Here is a 15,424-nt window from a genome sequence, read left to right on the forward strand (position 1 = left end):
GACTGACGTCAGGTGCAGTTACGTCACCTGCCGGGTGATGCGGGGTTGCGACAGAAGAAGTGTTTTCAGGGCCTGGCTGTTTCAGAATTCCCTGTTGAAGAAAGTACGCCCGCCAGTGGTTTAGTACGTCACAGGGCAACGCCGCTATGACGGAGGGGTCAGGCTGCCCCCACCTGTCAGCCAGCCAGAAGATAAGCTGGAGCCACGACGAGCCCGTCAGTTTTTTTCCGCTTCTTCCAGCTTGCCGATAGCGTGCGTTTTAACGCGCTCAATCGCTTCCATCAGGGCTGGATTGTCATGCGATTCAATCAGCTCAGCCGCCGTTGGCAGTAGATGTGCGGGAATGGCTGAACCGTCAGCATTGACCAGACTGTCAATGACAAGCTGAACGCTCATTTCTGAGATAGCGCGGACGCTGCCGCTTTCCTGCGCCTTATCAAGTGCCTCTTCATAGCTGATAAGCTCGCCAGCGGTGCGGCGGCGGATATAAACAGGGGTACCGAACATTTCAGTTTTTACGGCGGTGTTCTTTGGCTGCAACAACAGTGACTTGAGCTTTGAAATATCGAAATTATCTGACATCAGATTTTACCTGCTGAGGGATTAAAGCCGCCATGACAGCGGCGATGTTAAAATTAAGAGCCGGAAGCAACGCCCCACTGGATGTTGTTTTGCTTGCCCTGAACGGTGATCTGAATGACTTCACTGGCAGGCGCGGTGATTTCATTCATCTGCCAGCCAGACAGCGCCAGCACCATGTTGGCGGTGCGACCGTTTGGGAGTTCGACGTAAAACTGCACCGTCTGACGGTTTTGCGCGGCGTTAAGGAAGGCCGCAAAATCGGTGTTAGACGGGTCGTCCACAAAGCCGAGTGACTTTTCAGGCCCTTCAGGCAGGTCAGAAATAAACTGTTTGCTGGTATCAATGAGCGTGGTGCAGTCAACGAAGCCGCCCGTCTGGCCCGTTGCGCCGAGCGCTTTACAGTTAATCAGCGGTTTCATCGCGGAAACCGCTGCGCCAGCCGCGCCCCACATGACCACGGTGCCAGCAGGCAGCATCGCGTATTCTGGCGAAGTTTTATCAGCCATGATTTATCTCTCTGTTGAAGTGGTAGCGGCTGCTACCCGTTGTTTTGAATGCGGTCCCGTATTTCAACCGCGAGGATTCTGAGGACGCGGGATTTGTTGTAATCCAGCGCCGGACGGATAAAGGGGGAAGGTACCTGTTTCACTGTGCCGAACTCCTGAGCCAGCGCTTTAATGAAGTGCTGCTTACTGGGTCCGACACGAAGCACGACGACTGCATTGCCTTTGGTACGGGTTGTGGAACGGATTTTGATGGAGTCACGCATGTGCGGGCCCTTTGCGGACTCGTCGTAACCTGCGTGCTCCTTCATGTCCTGCTCAACGATTTCAAGTGCAGCGCGGCCAGCGTCACGCAAAACTTTTGTACCGGCTTTTTCACCCAGGGCGATAAGCTGGCGTTCAAGCTCATCAAGCCCGGTTACCTGCATTGTGATCATGACGCACTCTCCGGGCAGTAAAAAATAAAGTCCCTTGCACGACGATACTTTCCACCATCATCAGGATCGAAACTTTCAGAAATCCCTCGCTTTTCGACATACTGAACCGGATACCCACCAATGTGACCGTGAACAACATTGCGCCAGGCAGACCAGAGAGCAACCTCCATTTCCTCTGTTCGCCTGTAGGAAGACGAAATGAAACTTATCTGAAAGCGAGCCGCTATTGGCCCGGTTCGTACCAGACCTGTTTCAACTGAGGGATCGCTGATTAACTGCATGGTGACAAACTCAGATTCACTCTGAGGACCGATGAGTGGATAGACCTTCACGCCAATCAGATGCTCAATATCACTTTTAAATTCACTGAACACGGCTGAAATCCTCCGTACAAAGTAATTCAATATTACGCCTGTCTCTTGTTGGAAGCGGCGCAGTGACGGTGAAAACCCTACCCTCTCCTTTACCTGTAAGTTCGACAAGACGCGTTGTCGTAGCACGAAAATCGAAAGCGTAACGCATATAAATTTTGGTTGTGACTGAGGACCTTTCCGCATTGCCGCTTATAAAATCACGCCCGGTAACAGAGCGAATATCAGCCGATACCACAGGAGCTATAACTTTCCAGCCAACAGGCTGGCCGTATTCATCCCTGTCATCACTTTTGACTTCTATCCTTACCCTGTGTCGTAAACGTCCAGGCTCCATCAGCTTCCCTCCTCTGGTCTGGTATCGGCAATACCACGCCAGTTACGGTGAGTAAACATCATTCGCTCAGCCGCTTTATTTTCGTAAAGCTGTACTTCTCCCTGCGCCGTGCGGTGTTCAAACATGTCAGCAAAAACAAGGAGGACTGCACCCTTTACAGCAGCGGGGATGTCAGAAGGAAGCTTCCAGGCAGGCTCATCACAGTACCGGACGCAGTAATCTAAAGCGGCCTGCCCGTAAAGTGTAATCAGCTCATTGCGATCATCGCCTTCAAACTCAATCTGCTGCTTCAACAGATTCAGGCTTATCACCTGTAGTACATCAATCGCCATACGTTAAAAAGGCGGGTTTCCCCGCCTTCCCTCATCAGGAGCCTGAAGCAAAAGAGCCCTTGATGATGGCTGTAGGGCGATAGTGAGCCAGAGCAAGACGCTCTTCACACAGGATGGTCAGCATGTTTTTAACAAAGTTGTCCCGGTCTTCACGGCTGACCTCAACCGTTGCATCCATGCGGTCCCAGACCTGCGAGGCCATATCAAAACCACCGACAGTAAATGTGCCGCTGACCTGAGAACGCGTAGGCACGACAGGCAGGCCCCACATGTTGTTGCTGGTGAACGCCTGCGGACCGCCAAAGATATAACGACCGTCACGGTCTTTTAGCAGTGCGATGCTGTGCCAGTCACGGGGGTTAAGGATAATACCGGACGCGCTGAACTCAGACTCAGTAACCTGGTAGATGGCATGAGCAATGATGTCAGCACGCGTATCCCCGGATGCATTCAGAGAAACGTCATACGCTGTGGCCACTGCGTTGAGACCTTCCAGGTTGTCGCCTTTGCCGTCTCCGTTCAGCAACTGACCTTCTTCTTTCAGCGCCAGCCCGTACATCAGGCGGTTGTTAACGTAAGACTGCAACATCGGCGCATCGTCCATCACCTGACGGGATGCCTGCACCCAGTGCGCGATGGTTTTTACGTTGGCGGTCTGTTTGCTGAAGGTGATATCGGATTCAGGTTTCAGCGCTTTTTCAGCAACAACATCGGCGTTGTTGGTGAACAGCTCTTCACGAACATACTCCAGGGAATTACTTGAAATACGGCCCTGCGCCAGTAAATCACGGATAGTCAGGCGACGCAGACCGGGCATAACAATGCCTGGCACCTGCATTGGCTGAATCAGGCTGCCAGCAGAACCCGCATCGCTCCCCAGCGACTTGTTAAAAGTTTTGGCGTCAAACGTACCTTTGCTGCCGTTCCATGATTTCTGTAGCTCTTCGGCGGCACGCTCCGAGAAAGATTTTTTTTCACCCGGATTTTCCGCCCCTGACGCAAGTTTCTGCTCTAGGTCAAAAAGACGCGAGCCTGACTTCTGCAACTCTTCGTTAACCTTTGACAGATCGTCCTGAAGCTGTTTGGAAATTCGGCCAGAGCTTTCGATTTCTGATTTCTGAGCATCGAAAAGTTGAGACATCTTCTGTTGTGACTCTTCGATAGCCTTCTGAATTTGAGCGAGTTCGGACATGTTATTTACCTAAATTTGATGGAAAAGATTTGATGCTCTGAAGCAGAGCGCTGATTTGTGCTTCGTTTTCGCCGCTCCCGGACTCGCTCCGAATCGCTGACTTAAACCGGGCGATTAACCCGACTGCCTGTGACTTAGTGAGGCCGACTGAATCCCTCAGCCAGTTCTCCACGTCACGAATGGTTTCGATGCCGTCAATGCTTTTCATGGCAGACACGCCAGCAAGCTCGTTGGCCGGAAAGGTGCAGACGCTGATTTCACGCAGCGCCGCGATGTTTTTGAAAATTCGCCCGCTGGTACCCAGCGAGTAATCGTCTTTGGTGACGGAAAAACCGACTGACATGCCGTCAACCGTGCCATGCTGCATTGCTGCCTTCAGGTCAGCCGCGCCGCTGTGCCCCGGCGTCAACTGGCCGCGTACATACAGCCCCTTATCGTCTTCCGCCAGGCTGTCCCACTTACCCACCGGCAAATCCCACGTTTTATGATTAAAAAACATGGCAACCTTGCGACTCTGGTTGGTCAGGGCATTTTTGAATGCGCCGGGCAGAATAATGTCGCCGTCTGAATCCGTGTTGTTGAACACGGAGGCGTAGCCCTCAAAAATCCCCTGCTTGCCGTCACCGGAAAACTTAATTTCGGTTTCTTCAAACGCCAGCGTTTTTACGATCTCAGCCATCACGGCCCCCATAAAAATTAAGCCCCGTCAGTGCGGGGCTCTTTGTTGGTACCTAAATCGGTGATTGGCACATACTGTGACTGGCGCATTGCCACATCTCCGCCTGGCAGCGGAGGCAGGTTATCAGTTCGCCGCATTTCGTTGATGGTACGTAACCCGGCCTCGCCCATGGCCTTCATGAAGGCGGCGCGTGAAGCGGAATCACCACGGAGCAGGCCGTCAAGATTATGCTCTGCGTGGTAACGGCCAACATCAGCAGGCGGAATAAGCCAGCGGAGGATGCTGTTTTCCCACCGAGATATGTATGGCTGTAGCGTGTACTGAAGAAACCCAAGGTTTTGCTGTTCAATGCCGCTGCCCCAGCTCGTGGATTTTTCCACATCGCCGACCAGGTGCGGCGGAACCCCAAAGAACCGCGCCAGCTCACTAACCTGAAACTTTCTGGAGGCCATCATTTCAGCATCCTGCGGTGTTACCCCAATTGCTGAGGTTGAAAACCCGGCTTCAAGTATCCAGAGGCGCTTTTTAACCGGTCCACCAGCAATCTCTTTAAAGTTTTCTTCAACCTGAGAGCGCTGCGTTTCGGTCAAAACTTTTTCACCCGTTGAGAGAATCTGCGGCGATTTTGCCCCGTTCGCAAAGAAGTCACGCTGCTGATCCTCCATCGCAACGGCCACGCCCGCCGATTTACAGGCAAAAGCTATTGGTGACAGTCCCGTAAGCCCGGTAAAGCCAAAACCTTTAAGATGAAAAATCTCTTTTTGCGCGAAGTCGGCATAACTACCGTCTCGCTGATAGCGGTAAACGAGCCTTTTACCGTCCATCCTTACGTCCATATTGGCCGACTGAAGCGGTAACAGGCTGATAACGTTTCCTGTACTGTTTCTTTCGACCAGCGCATACGCATTTCCGTAGAAGCAGAGCTGCATCGTCATGGCCTCCCGAAACTCCTGGGCGGTCATATACTGGTTAGGTGAATAGCGCAACAGCCGCGCCAGAGGGTTGCTCATATCAACCTTGTTTCGGTTGTTTTCTTTATCCGTCTCGAACACATCCAGTGGCAGACATGATGTCAGCGTTGAAATCAGACTCACACAACGCCAGACCGTCGATATCTGTAAAATTCGTTCGTCGTTGACTGCGGAATCGCCAAGGTGCCCGGATGCAGACACCGGACCCGACTGCGAGCCCTGATTAGGCGTAACTAAGCGCCCACCGACGAACCATGACTGAAGCTTTGCCCACAGACCGTTATTGGTCCGTAGATCAATTGTATATTTCGGTTCTTCCATCACATGCTCAGCGGTCTGAAAATGAAGTCTTCAAAGTCACCACCCTGCACAGTGACCTCCCCGTTAGCCGCGCCAATAGACATGGTCATTGCGACCATACCGTCAATGCGGCCTGTTGCTTTGGATTTGTCCAGCTTTCTGTTGCCCGCTGCGTCTTTGACGATCACGGCATTAACGGCGCACATCGTCAGCACCGGGTTCATGCCGTGCCGCACCCGCCCGTTAAGCATGAGCGATTCAAGTGTGTCTACTGCTGGTCCCATGTCTTTAAAGCCCTGACCAAACTCAACAAGAGGGAGTGTAAGCCCAATGTCGTCGGCTTCTTTCCTGAACTGGTCTATACGCCATCGGTCAAAGGCCATTGAGCTGATATCGAAATCGCTGATGATTTCGGCGATGTCGCTCACCACAAATGAGTAATCAACAGAAGCGCCGGGCGTTGTGCGTAACAGCCCCTGCCTGACCCATACGTCATAAGGGACGCGGTCAGTTTTGGCCCGCTCGGCCAGCGTTTTTTCTGGGGTCCAGAAGAAAGGGAATACATCCCATATGCCGTCTTCGGCCTCACCGGCTATCACAAGCGCGGTTAAGTCGTTCCGCGCCGACAGGTCCAGTCCCGCATACCACTTGCGCGGTGTATTTACCGCCTCAGCGCCGCACATCTCCCAGATGATTCGGGAAATAAACGGCGACACGGTAGACACACGCTGATTCAGGTTGAGATTACGGAAGGTGTTTTCAAAGCTCGGCATTCGCCCTGCTTTCTCAGCCTGGCGGGCCATGTCTTTCTCTGACCTGAAGGTGCCAAGCGCGGGATTAGCAGCCAGCCAGGATTCCCGCTTACTGATATCCGCTTCTTTTGGTGCCTCATAAACATGGCAGACAATATGCGGGTCTTTCGATTTGACCGCGTCGTCTATCCAGATGCTTAACAGGTCAGCGTCATTTGCTGCCTGCGTGCTGATGACAATAAGCAGTGGATTTTCATGTGCGCCCTGCGCAGTGGTGATCGCATCAATGAAATCGTCCTGCGACCCGCGCACCTGTCCGGTTTCATCCAGGATTGCGAGTATCGGGGAAAGACCGTGGGTAGTTTTTCCCTCAGCCGACAGAGCCTTATATTCGACGTTGCAGGGAAGCCCGATAAGCTTTTTACCACTTGGGGTAATATGCACAATGTCCTGAAGTTTTGGATTCAGGTTGACCATCTTTACTGCCAGGTTAAAAACGATTGCCGCCTGCTCACGACTGAGTGCGCCACTGACAATTTGTGAGTTCTGTACTGCCTCTGGACCAACCAGGTGCGCCAGAAGAATTCCGGCTATCAACCCTGTCTTGCCATTTTTACGGGCGATGCTGAGGATCGCCATATCGGTACCGACAGGATTATCGTAAATCGCCCGGATGAAATCTTTTTGAAACGGGTCAAGCCGCATTGGCTGACCTATGAGCTTGCCCTCCGGCACGATACAAAAGCGCTCAATGAACGCTATTACACGCTCACCTCGCGTCATAGAATTTTATCCGTGTTGGGGAAAGGCTATCAGGTTGTCGTCCTGATCTTCATGTTCATCTCTGGTATTACGCGCATCACGATCATTCTGATTGCGCTTCTGCTGGTCACGACTCTCGCCGTTGGTGGCGTGTGAGTGAATCTGCAAATCGCGCCGCTGCGCCAGAATTGTTCGCTGCAATTCGGTGATTTGTTTGCGAAGGTCTTTTATCAACGCTTCGTTACGTGCCTCACCTCGCACGCGCTCTTCTTTGCGCAAATCTTTGCGTAAAACGGTGATATAGAGCTGATTATTTGCCAGTTCCGCAGCGGCCAGAAGGTCAGCAGGCGTCCAACTGTCCAGAGCTTTTGATCTGATATTGTCGTGCCAGAATGGTTCGGCTTTTTTCTCCAGACCCGCATGAACCGGGGGCTGGATGGTGTCCACGGTTGCGTTTTGCATGGCCCGAACTGCCGCCGCCGAACTGTCGGAGCGGGTTCTTTTTTCTGCCATATGTCAACACCCTTAAAACTGAAAAAATCGGGTTAGCGTTAAAATCAAACTTTGGCGGCGGTCATTTGGGGACTTCATCCTGAAGTTTTGACCTCCCCCCCTGCCTTGATGATATTCATTCTCATTTTGATTGATTTCAGGGTGAATGATTTCACTTGGTAATCATTTCTGGTGCGTCACACTGTAGCTCTGCACCAATCAATCCCATCGCAATGGTTGCTTCGCCATCAGGATAGGCTGACAGCACTTCACGCATGGCCTGCTCAGCTTTCTTCACTTTCGCCTGACTCTCTTCAGGCAATGAAGCAATGAGCCCTTTGAACATCAGGATTGTCTGTTGGTCTTGTGTCATTACTTACTCCAGTGAGACGCGGGGTCCAGAGGGTAGCCATTAGCATCACAACCTATCGCTATCCCGCTCTTTTCCATTCTCTGTTTGGTTGAGTCGTGATGTGCTTTGCACAGTGGTTGCCAGTTCTCTTTACTCCAGAACAGGTGCTGTGCTTTCGATATAGCCAGCGGATTGCCGGACTTGAGCGCATCTTTAAGTTTGTGGGGTTCGATGTGGTCAACAACTGTGGCCGCTGTGATTCGCCCCTGCTCTTCACACATCACACACAGCGGATACTGCTGAAGGAATCTCAGTCTCGCCTTATCCCATCGGCTTCCGTAAATGCGAGGCTCTTTACTCATGCCAGCCTCCAGGCTCTGCGGCGCTCTGTTCGAGGCTCATTGTCCGGGTGGCGCTCCACCGTGGGCAGGTCTGCATGATCCACCAGCGAATAACACGGATATATAACGCGGCCACCATAAGCATCACCGACAGCGTAATCAGCGGCCAGCGTCCTGTCCCATCGTTCAAGTATCTGAGGAATCTTATGCTGTGGCAGGCTGTAACAGACGCCGTGAATCAGTCTGCTCATGACCAGATAATCGGCTCGAGTGCGGTCGGCATCCACCAGCATGCCCGCAATTTCATGCTGGTATTGAGGCGGTCTGCCGGTCCCAAGATAAAATGACAAAAGGTCATCAGGGAACCGACTCAGCCAGGCAGACACCTTATTAATGAAGCCATCAACCAGAACGGCGTCATCTTCCAGTATCACCACGCGACAGTCCTGCATGCTGGCCCACTCGATAGCGCGGCGGTGATTGGCATTGGCACCACCATCTTTATCATCAAGCAGGAAGTGAGCATTAAGCACGCGCTTCAGATTCATCACTGCTTCTAATCGTGAGTGATGCGCCACAATGGCAAACTTTACTTGTGCTTCCACCAGGCAAACTCCTTACCAAGGCCATCAGACTTAAACACGGTATGTATACGCGGGCCTGTCACCAGGCGGTCACGGTAACGATGAGCGACTATGCCGAAAGCGATCATGTCGCCTACTGATGCCGCTGAGTGTTCTTGGCTCCAGAAGCGCAACGATTCGATGTGGTAATACAGCCGGACAATCCCATGCGCTATTGCCATCACATCATCGCGGGTGCCACCCAGCAGGCCAGCGTTAAGCATCACATCGTTGCGATGCTCTTCAATGAATGCCTGACAGATGGCTTCGGGGTGATTCTGCTTAGCCCAGGTGTCGGCGTAAGTCTTAGGCTCAGAGCCAACGTAAATCTTGCCCTCTTCCATTCCCTGCCAGGGCTGCTGAAGCATTTCTACATCAGTACCATCGGTACACCAGACAAGGTGATATTCAGGGTGATCGCGTAAGTGATGCCAGATATGCAGCCAGCGCCGGAAGTAAACGTTCATCTTCACATCAGGCACACGGAATAACTCGGCATCTGCCGGAACAGTCTCCAGCTCATCAGCCAGGACGATGCGGCCACAACAACTGAGCGATAAAGCCCACTTAGCCAGCAGGTCAGGTGAAGGTGTTATCTTCGTTCCGCGCTGTGGGTCCGGCTGGCTGGTCAGTAACGTGGTGATAACCACATTGCGCTTGTCGCGGTACTCCGCATATCCGGTGTAGCCACTGTTACGGCGCTCGTTGTGAATCGTCACATTGCGCTTAACCTGTGCTTCACGGTCTGGCCTTGGTACAGAACGCTCAACGGCCTGATGCTCATCAAGCGAGTAAATAAACTTTTCCGAACCGACGACATCAGCGAACGCCCATGATGTGAGCCCGGCATTATGAATGCGTAATGCTAAATCTGAGTGTTCGTACATACCACGCTGATATATGGGGTCGAAACCACCCACCTTTTCGATCACGCTACGGTGGTAGTAAAGCATTACGCCGCGCTGGCCAGTATAGGCTACGTGCTTATCGTCGCGGTATAACACGGCTATGTCGTTAAGCTTCTGGCCTGTCGCGAAGTCCTGAAACTGATAGGCAAGATGCGGCTCAGGTGAATCAATATAGGGCCGCTCCCAACCACCAGCTACAGGGTGAGCATCGTCATCCCACAAAAATAAATGCTCGCAGCCTGCATCCATCAGCGCCTGAAGGCTGGCGTTCTTTGATGCCACGATTCCGCGTGAAACGTCACGGCGAATAACTTTGACTCCAGCCGGAGCATTTACCGGAACGCTTGAGCCGTCATCTATAACAACCACCAGCGCACCAGCAGGAAGAAACTTAAGCTGATGCTCAATGGCGCGGGATAAAACGTCATGGCGGTTATGGGTTGTTATGGCAATGCCGATATTTGATGCCCGATCAGTTAATGGCGCATAGGCAATACCATCAATAACAACCTTCATGATTAAGCCCCATGTTAAGTTTAAATTAGTTTACCTCTTTGCTTAAATCTTCAATGAGAGAACTTAGCCTCTCTTTAATAACTTCCATAAATTCATATACGTATTGACAAACATTGTCCTTTTCTAACTGAGACATTTCACGAGGAGCTATCTCACCAAATTGGCCCATGCCTGACATTGAGGAATCCAAATAAACTTTAATATCTTTAAGTTCTGGCAATAAATTGCGGAAATAAATTCCGACACTGGCTTCAAGAGCATCGTAATCGAAAGAAATGGCTTCACTTACCTTTTCGACAGATATGGTATCTATATTTATATCACCCTGAAAAATACCTATCATAGTTCGCTGGCTTTTATTTATATTATTTCTGTACTTGATAAGGGATAAATAGATTTCTTCCGACTTTTTCAATCTGGCCGAATCTGAATCTTTCTTTCTATCGAGATCATGTTGAATCCTTAAACGCCTTTCAGAAGCTTTATTTGCCCACCACGTAGCCGATAAAGAAGCCACGACTGAAAAAACACCTACAAGGATTGTTCCCACTAAGTTGCTCATGTTTCCTCCAGTTTTTAGAGAAACACTTTATCTCCATTTGCATGTTTATAACAAATGAAACTGCAACTCAGAGCAATCAACAACAATTTGAAAATTCAGTTAATAACGATTTCGCAACGCTTCACAGCGTGGCTAACCGTTATCCCTTGTCGGAGAGATTCGTAAAGCTTTGCCGCTTGTGCTTGTAATACAGATACCGGCTGTTAACATGAAAGGCACAATAAGAAATTGTTTTCCGCAAGTTAGGCCCTCATGGGGCCATTTTTTTTAGTTCTGCGCCTCAATCTTTCTAATTGCAGCTCGGTCGATATTGCACTGAGCCACTACGCCGTATAGCTCTGCATTGAGGCTTACGCTGTCACCAAAAGTCATCATTTCTGCCGGCGCTGGCGCTTCAATTTGACTTGTCAGTTCTGCCGGAAGGTTTAGCCGTGGCTGGTTGATTGTCCGGTACTCCACTTGCGGCTTTTGCTGCACTCCGCAACCTGTCAGCAGCATCAGCGGGAACAGTAGCAACAGCACACTTATCCGCTGCAAGATATTGCTTGATTTCATTCTGTAGTTTCCGGTTCTGCTGGGCTGTTACGGCGCGTTGTTCGGTGACCTGCCCCATGACTTCATTCTGGTGCTTAACGGCTGTCACAAGCTCGTTAACGCTGGTAGCGAGGCCGTCATTTTTTGAACGCAGGTCGTTAATCTGCTCGTCTTTGCTGTTCGCCAGCTTCTCAAGACGGTCATTAGTTGCTGATAACTGTGAGTTGCGGGCATTCAATCCCCACAAAGCAACGCATATCAGCCCAATGACGATTACCGGCGCGTAGTTTTTAATGGTCTGAAGGGGGTTCATGAGAGAAATACCTCACGCTCTGCGACACGTCGTTTAACAAGCCCGTTGAGTTTCTTACCACCAGCGTTAACCCACTTTCCAAACTCATCGGCTGCGCCTGCATAATCGCCAAGGTTGAGTTTTTTGAGCAGTGTTGATTTAACGAAGTTACCTGAACCAAGGTTGAACACAAATGACGCCAGGGCGTCGAACTGGTTCTGAGTCAGCTTCACCTTTACGTTAGTGTTGATGGTCAGTTCTGCTACCTGCAAATCCTCACGAAGAAATGCATCGGCCTGTTCTCCGGTAATGATATCGCCCATCTTTACGCCGTGAGTATGCCCATAGCCGATAGTCGGTATGTTTACACTGTCACGATATGCCTCAAGTTTCAGACTTTCGAAGCGCTTGATAAGGTTGATGCCGTTATTGCTGACCTTCATTGGTGCCCCCAGTCTTTTTGTCTATCCATCCGCGCAATCTGGCGCTGATGAAATCATTTCCGACATACCCGATATAAACCGCCAGTACCTGTGCAGCGGCATCCGGAATAGTCCAGTTGAATACTGAGCCTGCAACCTGAAGGGTTGGCGCGGCGAAGAACGCCAGCGCACTACAGGAAACAGCGTCGAGAACCCGCTTACTCAACGGGCTTTTTGCATAGGCACTGCGTAATAGTGAAAACATGCCTGCTACCCCGGCATATCCCCATTCGGTCTTGTGGCTGTAAAGCCAGAGTAAAACTGTGGCCCAGAAGCCAGGGTCTTGTGAGGACATACGTTATTCCCGCCACCGAAATGATGGCGGCTTGCTGTTGAGGAAAAGATTGCGCATCGCCACGGCGTCAAAATATGAGTGGGTGCTGATTGGCGAGCGCAAAAACGAAAAAAGGCCGCTCAATGGCGACCTCTTTAAATAAAACCCCTGACGCATTCCGCGATAGTTTCCTTGCCCGTCGGCAACAGGGTTAATCTTGCTGTGAATATCACAATATGAAAGGCGCTACAGGTTTGCAGTCCTGGACAGAACGGATAAACCGCCTGCGCTCAGTGCCTTTGGTATTGTGTGGAAATGAAAAAACCCCGCCAGTTGGCGAGGTTTCTAATTTAAGAAGCTATGCGTTGTTACCACTCTTAACAGATTACATAGAGAAATTCGTAACGAAAAGCAGATTAAGCGGTTTTTTGAAAAATAGTTTTCTGAGTGGCTTCATCCATCTCAAGCCGGGCATCTGTCATCAGTATGCAGGCATCAATAAACGTCTCTGCGATCATCAGCTTTTGACGCACTTTCCCCTCTGAGCATTTAAGCCAGCGGGCTATTGTCGATTTGGATACGTCATAACGGTAGTGCGCCATAATTAAATCCAGCTCATCCAGGCGACCAACCTTTTTGAGCATGCCGACTGCGGTATCAATAATCATGCCGTCATTGTCACAGCAGGAAGGACGGCTACTGGTGCTCTTAGGCAGCAGTGTAATAAACATAGGGCTGGTTGGATTCCAGCTAACCTGAGTGCCTTCACTTGCAGCCCAGCCGCCCCAACGTTCTAAAACCAGTTGAATGTCACGCATATTAAATCCCCTCCACACACTTTATTTTTTATCTGTCCCAATGACGCCAACTGCAATAGCGTGATCAAGAAACCGGAATAACAGTTCAATCTGACTGCCGTAATTCGACTCAAAAAGTTTTGCGTCGCGGTGTAACTCGTCGTGATGCGCCCTGCAAAGCGGTATCACGAATAAATCATGTGCCTTTGTTCCCATACCTCCCTGACCATGTCCAATAATGTGATGCGGGTCATCTGCCTGATTAGCGCAGCATGCGCATTTCTGAGACTTAACCCACTTAGTGTACTTCGGGCACTCCCAGCGCCTGCGCTTTGGTCGCCTCATGAATGACTCTGGCGATTCAGGGTCAGCCACCAGATCGATTATCTTTTTGACCTGCTCCGCTGCCTGCTGGATGACCTGCTTAGGCTGGCGTTCCGGCGCGATGTGAGACTCCTTAAGCTCTCCGATGACAACACTTGCTGGCATGCGGAGCACACGCCTTGCCGGGGCTTCAGGTATCAGGTCGATAAGGTCATTCAGTGAGGCCCACCAGCAAAGCTCTGGCAGGGTAAGCTGATGTTCGCCATGCAAACCAAGCTGGCTGCAAACCATCCTGATTATCCACAGCGCTGTGTTTCCCTTGGCGATGTTATCCAGCTTGCCGGGCGTACCATGCTCCCTGAAATGATTATCGTGGCCGTAGCACAAAGACACCAGGCCGGATTCAGTTTCGTGAAGCGTGAATTCATGATGATGCCATGTCGCATCGTCGTGCCACTGGCAGCATTCAAAGCCACGAACGAAACCAGCCAGGCCATTTGCACCACCAGCGGTGGCGATAACACGATGATGACTGAAGAACGGAATCAGGGACTGCTCATCAAGTAGCGGCTGTGTGCCGTCATTGATCCTGCCTGATGGAAGGTCGGCCACGTCCGGTGTTGGCGTGCTCACCAAAACGCGGCCACGAAACATACCTATCAGGTCTGAGCCAGGCTTGAGTAGCACTATCCCTGTGCGCGGAGCAACTTCGGGTGTAAGTAGTGCTCTCATTCACCACCTGCCAGCTCTTTGTCGTGAGTGTACTCACCGTTCCATGACTGCTTCATGGGCAACTGGCCTTTGAGATATTTGCGATATAGCCAGACAGCGCCATCGTGGAGCAATACCGGCTGGTAAGTGATAAAGCTCGCTGATGCGCTCGGACTGACCTTACTGCTCTTTTCTGTAAGATATTTGTCTCTGGCCTGAGAACGGACACGCCACTGAGCATGGTTTCCATTAGGGTTATCGTCATAGAGCCAGTTTGCATCCTGGAGGAATGCACTTATCTTACTGACGTTAACGCCGTTAAGACGCTTGCAGAACTGCACAGGAGACAGGCCATCGCTGAAAAGGTTTTCAAGGTGATCGATGTATTGCGCCTGGCGGTGCGTTAAAACTTCAGCCTGCTGCTTGGCTTCCATTGCATCTGCCCAGGCACGAGCCAGTTTTATAGGATCTGACATATCAGGCAGCATTACCCCATGGAACTCGCGCAAGCTGAAATAATTGTCTTCAAGCTGCTCGTAAAAATCCCAGGCCTGATCTGTTTCCAACATTTTTGCGTGACGCGATGCACCTCGCTCAGTCCAGAGAATGAGTGAAGTTGTATGTTTACTAACCGACTCGCTGAAAGATAGTCGGATGTTTTTTAACTCATCACCCGTTACTTTGAAAAAGTGTTTACCCTCTTCAAACCGGCTTTCATTGCGAACATGATTCTGTTGGATACGCACAGGAGTAGTGCCATAGCCCTTTGCCAGAAGGTCAGTGGTTATCACTCGCTGATCGCGATACATGATGACAGGAACGCTCAGTGAAGCGTTTGATGAAATTACTATTGGGTTTGATACAGGCGCAATACCGCCAGTTACATGATTAGGCATGTTTCTCTCCACACACTGTTTTTGAACGGTCCCGCCCCATCACCTGCAAGTGAACGGGACCAACCTTTACCAACGGCATCTGCAACATGCCCCCGGTATTCG

General features: G+C 50.9%; 22 protein-coding genes. All 22 read right to left on the reverse strand.

Going from position 1 to position 15,424, the window contains the following annotated elements; all coding sequences use genetic code 11:
* Positions 1-216: 216 nt before the first annotated feature.
* A complete protein-coding gene (locus C1N64_RS16385; RefSeq protein ID WP_394514974.1) occupies positions 217-582 on the reverse strand; it encodes a phage tail protein in 366 nt (121 codons plus the stop codon).
* 53 nt (positions 583-635) lie between these two features.
* Positions 636-1,088, reverse strand: a complete 453-nt coding sequence (locus C1N64_RS16390; RefSeq protein ID WP_205956687.1) for a phage tail protein — start codon at positions 1,086-1,088, stop codon at positions 636-638.
* A 32-nt stretch (positions 1,089-1,120) separates the two neighbouring features.
* Positions 1,121-1,522, reverse strand: a complete 402-nt coding sequence (locus C1N64_RS16395) for an HK97-gp10 family putative phage morphogenesis protein (protein WP_394514975.1) — start codon at positions 1,520-1,522, stop codon at positions 1,121-1,123.
* Complete coding sequence (locus tag C1N64_RS16400) at positions 1,519-1,896, reverse strand: hypothetical protein (RefSeq protein ID WP_324030067.1); 378 nt, start codon at positions 1,894-1,896, stop codon at positions 1,519-1,521. The genes C1N64_RS16395 and C1N64_RS16400 overlap by 4 nt, the downstream gene beginning before the upstream one ends.
* A complete protein-coding gene (locus C1N64_RS16405; protein ID WP_324030066.1) occupies positions 1,886-2,230 on the reverse strand; it encodes a phage head closure protein in 345 nt (114 codons plus the stop codon). The genes C1N64_RS16400 and C1N64_RS16405 overlap by 11 nt, the downstream gene beginning before the upstream one ends.
* On the reverse strand, positions 2,230-2,562 hold the full coding sequence (locus C1N64_RS16410) for a head-tail connector protein (protein WP_394514976.1): 333 nt from the start codon (positions 2,560-2,562) through the stop codon (positions 2,230-2,232). The genes C1N64_RS16405 and C1N64_RS16410 overlap by 1 nt, the downstream gene beginning before the upstream one ends.
* A gap of 34 nt (positions 2,563-2,596) precedes the next feature.
* On the reverse strand, positions 2,597-3,754 hold the full coding sequence (locus tag C1N64_RS16415; protein WP_394514977.1) for a phage major capsid protein: 1,158 nt from the start codon (positions 3,752-3,754) through the stop codon (positions 2,597-2,599).
* 1 nt (position 3,755) lies between these two features.
* Positions 3,756-4,433, reverse strand: coding sequence for an HK97 family phage prohead protease (locus tag C1N64_RS16420; protein ID WP_394514978.1), 678 nt, complete (start codon positions 4,431-4,433; stop codon positions 3,756-3,758).
* Between the two features lie 17 nt (positions 4,434-4,450).
* On the reverse strand, positions 4,451-5,725 hold the full coding sequence (locus tag C1N64_RS16425) for a phage portal protein (protein ID WP_394514979.1): 1,275 nt from the start codon (positions 5,723-5,725) through the stop codon (positions 4,451-4,453).
* Positions 5,725-7,239, reverse strand: coding sequence for a terminase large subunit (locus C1N64_RS16430; protein ID WP_394514980.1), 1,515 nt, complete (start codon positions 7,237-7,239; stop codon positions 5,725-5,727). The genes C1N64_RS16425 and C1N64_RS16430 overlap by 1 nt, the downstream gene beginning before the upstream one ends.
* Positions 7,240-7,245: 6 nt before the next feature.
* Positions 7,246-7,731 carry a terminase gene (locus C1N64_RS16435; RefSeq protein WP_082999236.1) on the reverse strand — a complete coding sequence of 162 codons (486 nt, stop codon included), beginning with the start codon at positions 7,729-7,731 and terminating at the stop codon, positions 7,246-7,248.
* A gap of 151 nt (positions 7,732-7,882) precedes the next feature.
* The gene (locus C1N64_RS16440) at positions 7,883-8,083 is read right to left on the reverse strand and encodes a hypothetical protein (RefSeq protein WP_394514981.1); all 201 of its coding nucleotides are present in this window, start codon (positions 8,081-8,083) and stop codon (positions 7,883-7,885) included.
* Positions 8,083-8,424, reverse strand: coding sequence for an HNH endonuclease signature motif containing protein (locus C1N64_RS16445; RefSeq protein ID WP_324028809.1), 342 nt, complete (start codon positions 8,422-8,424; stop codon positions 8,083-8,085). The genes C1N64_RS16440 and C1N64_RS16445 overlap by 1 nt, the downstream gene beginning before the upstream one ends.
* Positions 8,421-9,011 (reverse strand): hypothetical protein, encoded by a 591-nt coding sequence (locus C1N64_RS16450; protein WP_324030652.1) that lies wholly within the window; start codon positions 9,009-9,011, stop codon positions 8,421-8,423. Before C1N64_RS16450 ends, C1N64_RS16445 begins: the two co-directional genes overlap by 4 nt.
* Positions 8,993-10,450 (reverse strand): glycosyltransferase family 2 protein, encoded by a 1,458-nt coding sequence (locus tag C1N64_RS16455; protein WP_394514982.1) that lies wholly within the window; start codon positions 10,448-10,450, stop codon positions 8,993-8,995. Before C1N64_RS16455 ends, C1N64_RS16450 begins: the two co-directional genes overlap by 19 nt.
* Positions 10,451-10,475: 25 nt before the next feature.
* Positions 10,476-11,012 carry a hypothetical protein gene (locus C1N64_RS16460; RefSeq protein ID WP_394514983.1) on the reverse strand — a complete coding sequence of 179 codons (537 nt, stop codon included), beginning with the start codon at positions 11,010-11,012 and terminating at the stop codon, positions 10,476-10,478.
* 394 nt (positions 11,013-11,406) lie between these two features.
* The gene (locus C1N64_RS16465) at positions 11,407-11,859 is read right to left on the reverse strand and encodes an Rz lytic protein (RefSeq protein WP_394514984.1); all 453 of its coding nucleotides are present in this window, start codon (positions 11,857-11,859) and stop codon (positions 11,407-11,409) included.
* Positions 11,856-12,281: a lysozyme gene (locus tag C1N64_RS16470; RefSeq protein ID WP_394514985.1), complete on the reverse strand. Its 426-nt coding sequence runs from the start codon at positions 12,279-12,281 to the stop codon at positions 11,856-11,858. The genes C1N64_RS16465 and C1N64_RS16470 overlap by 4 nt, the downstream gene beginning before the upstream one ends.
* Positions 12,265-12,615 (reverse strand): phage holin, lambda family, encoded by a 351-nt coding sequence (locus C1N64_RS16475; RefSeq protein ID WP_394514986.1) that lies wholly within the window; start codon positions 12,613-12,615, stop codon positions 12,265-12,267. Before C1N64_RS16475 ends, C1N64_RS16470 begins: the two co-directional genes overlap by 17 nt.
* A 395-nt stretch (positions 12,616-13,010) precedes the next feature.
* Positions 13,011-13,412, reverse strand: a complete 402-nt coding sequence (locus C1N64_RS16480; protein WP_082999240.1) for an antiterminator Q family protein — start codon at positions 13,410-13,412, stop codon at positions 13,011-13,013.
* A gap of 21 nt (positions 13,413-13,433) precedes the next feature.
* Entirely contained in the window at positions 13,434-14,447 is a 1,014-nt protein-coding gene (locus C1N64_RS16485) for a DUF968 domain-containing protein (RefSeq protein ID WP_394514987.1), read from the reverse strand.
* On the reverse strand, positions 14,444-15,322 hold the full coding sequence (locus tag C1N64_RS16490) for an ORF6N domain-containing protein (RefSeq protein ID WP_394514988.1): 879 nt from the start codon (positions 15,320-15,322) through the stop codon (positions 14,444-14,446). The genes C1N64_RS16485 and C1N64_RS16490 overlap by 4 nt, the downstream gene beginning before the upstream one ends.
* Positions 15,323-15,424: the final 102 nt, after the last annotated feature.

Source organism: Pantoea sp. SGAir0215 (genome assembly GCF_043543215.1).

Excerpts from the sequence above, each read along its gene's own strand:
- C1N64_RS16390 (WP_205956687.1), bottom strand. The coding sequence starts at position 1,088 with ATGGCTGATAAAACTTCGCCAGAATACGCGATGCTGCCTGCTGGCACC.
- C1N64_RS16425 (WP_394514979.1), bottom strand. The coding sequence starts at position 5,725 with ATGGAAGAACCGAAATATACAATTGATCTACGGACCAATAACGGTCTG.
- C1N64_RS16445 (WP_324028809.1), bottom strand. The coding sequence starts at position 8,424 with ATGAGTAAAGAGCCTCGCATTTACGGAAGCCGATGGGATAAGGCGAGA.
- C1N64_RS16410 (WP_394514976.1), bottom strand. The coding sequence starts at position 2,562 with ATGGCGATTGATGTACTACAGGTGATAAGCCTGAATCTGTTGAAGCAG.
- C1N64_RS16460 (WP_394514983.1), bottom strand. The coding sequence starts at position 11,012 with ATGAGCAACTTAGTGGGAACAATCCTTGTAGGTGTTTTTTCAGTCGTG.
- C1N64_RS16465 (WP_394514984.1), bottom strand. The coding sequence starts at position 11,859 with ATGAACCCCCTTCAGACCATTAAAAACTACGCGCCGGTAATCGTCATT.
- C1N64_RS16435 (WP_082999236.1), bottom strand. The coding sequence starts at position 7,731 with ATGGCAGAAAAAAGAACCCGCTCCGACAGTTCGGCGGCGGCAGTTCGG.
- C1N64_RS16480 (WP_082999240.1), bottom strand. The coding sequence starts at position 13,412 with ATGCGTGACATTCAACTGGTTTTAGAACGTTGGGGCGGCTGGGCTGCA.
- C1N64_RS16470 (WP_394514985.1), bottom strand. The coding sequence starts at position 12,281 with ATGAAGGTCAGCAATAACGGCATCAACCTTATCAAGCGCTTCGAAAGT.
- C1N64_RS16485 (WP_394514987.1), bottom strand. The coding sequence starts at position 14,447 with ATGAGAGCACTACTTACACCCGAAGTTGCTCCGCGCACAGGGATAGTG.
- C1N64_RS16475 (WP_394514986.1), bottom strand. The coding sequence starts at position 12,615 with ATGTCCTCACAAGACCCTGGCTTCTGGGCCACAGTTTTACTCTGGCTT.
- C1N64_RS16420 (WP_394514978.1), bottom strand. The coding sequence starts at position 4,433 with ATGGCTGAGATCGTAAAAACGCTGGCGTTTGAAGAAACCGAAATTAAG.
- C1N64_RS16415 (WP_394514977.1), bottom strand. The coding sequence starts at position 3,754 with ATGTCCGAACTCGCTCAAATTCAGAAGGCTATCGAAGAGTCACAACAG.
- C1N64_RS16455 (WP_394514982.1), bottom strand. The coding sequence starts at position 10,450 with ATGAAGGTTGTTATTGATGGTATTGCCTATGCGCCATTAACTGATCGG.
- C1N64_RS16385 (WP_394514974.1), bottom strand. The coding sequence starts at position 582 with ATGTCAGATAATTTCGATATTTCAAAGCTCAAGTCACTGTTGTTGCAG.
- C1N64_RS16430 (WP_394514980.1), bottom strand. The coding sequence starts at position 7,239 with ATGACGCGAGGTGAGCGTGTAATAGCGTTCATTGAGCGCTTTTGTATC.
- C1N64_RS16440 (WP_394514981.1), bottom strand. The coding sequence starts at position 8,083 with ATGACACAAGACCAACAGACAATCCTGATGTTCAAAGGGCTCATTGCT.
- C1N64_RS16405 (WP_324030066.1), bottom strand. The coding sequence starts at position 2,230 with ATGGAGCCTGGACGTTTACGACACAGGGTAAGGATAGAAGTCAAAAGT.
- C1N64_RS16395 (WP_394514975.1), bottom strand. The coding sequence starts at position 1,522 with ATGATCACAATGCAGGTAACCGGGCTTGATGAGCTTGAACGCCAGCTT.
- C1N64_RS16490 (WP_394514988.1), bottom strand. The coding sequence starts at position 15,322 with ATGCCTAATCATGTAACTGGCGGTATTGCGCCTGTATCAAACCCAATA.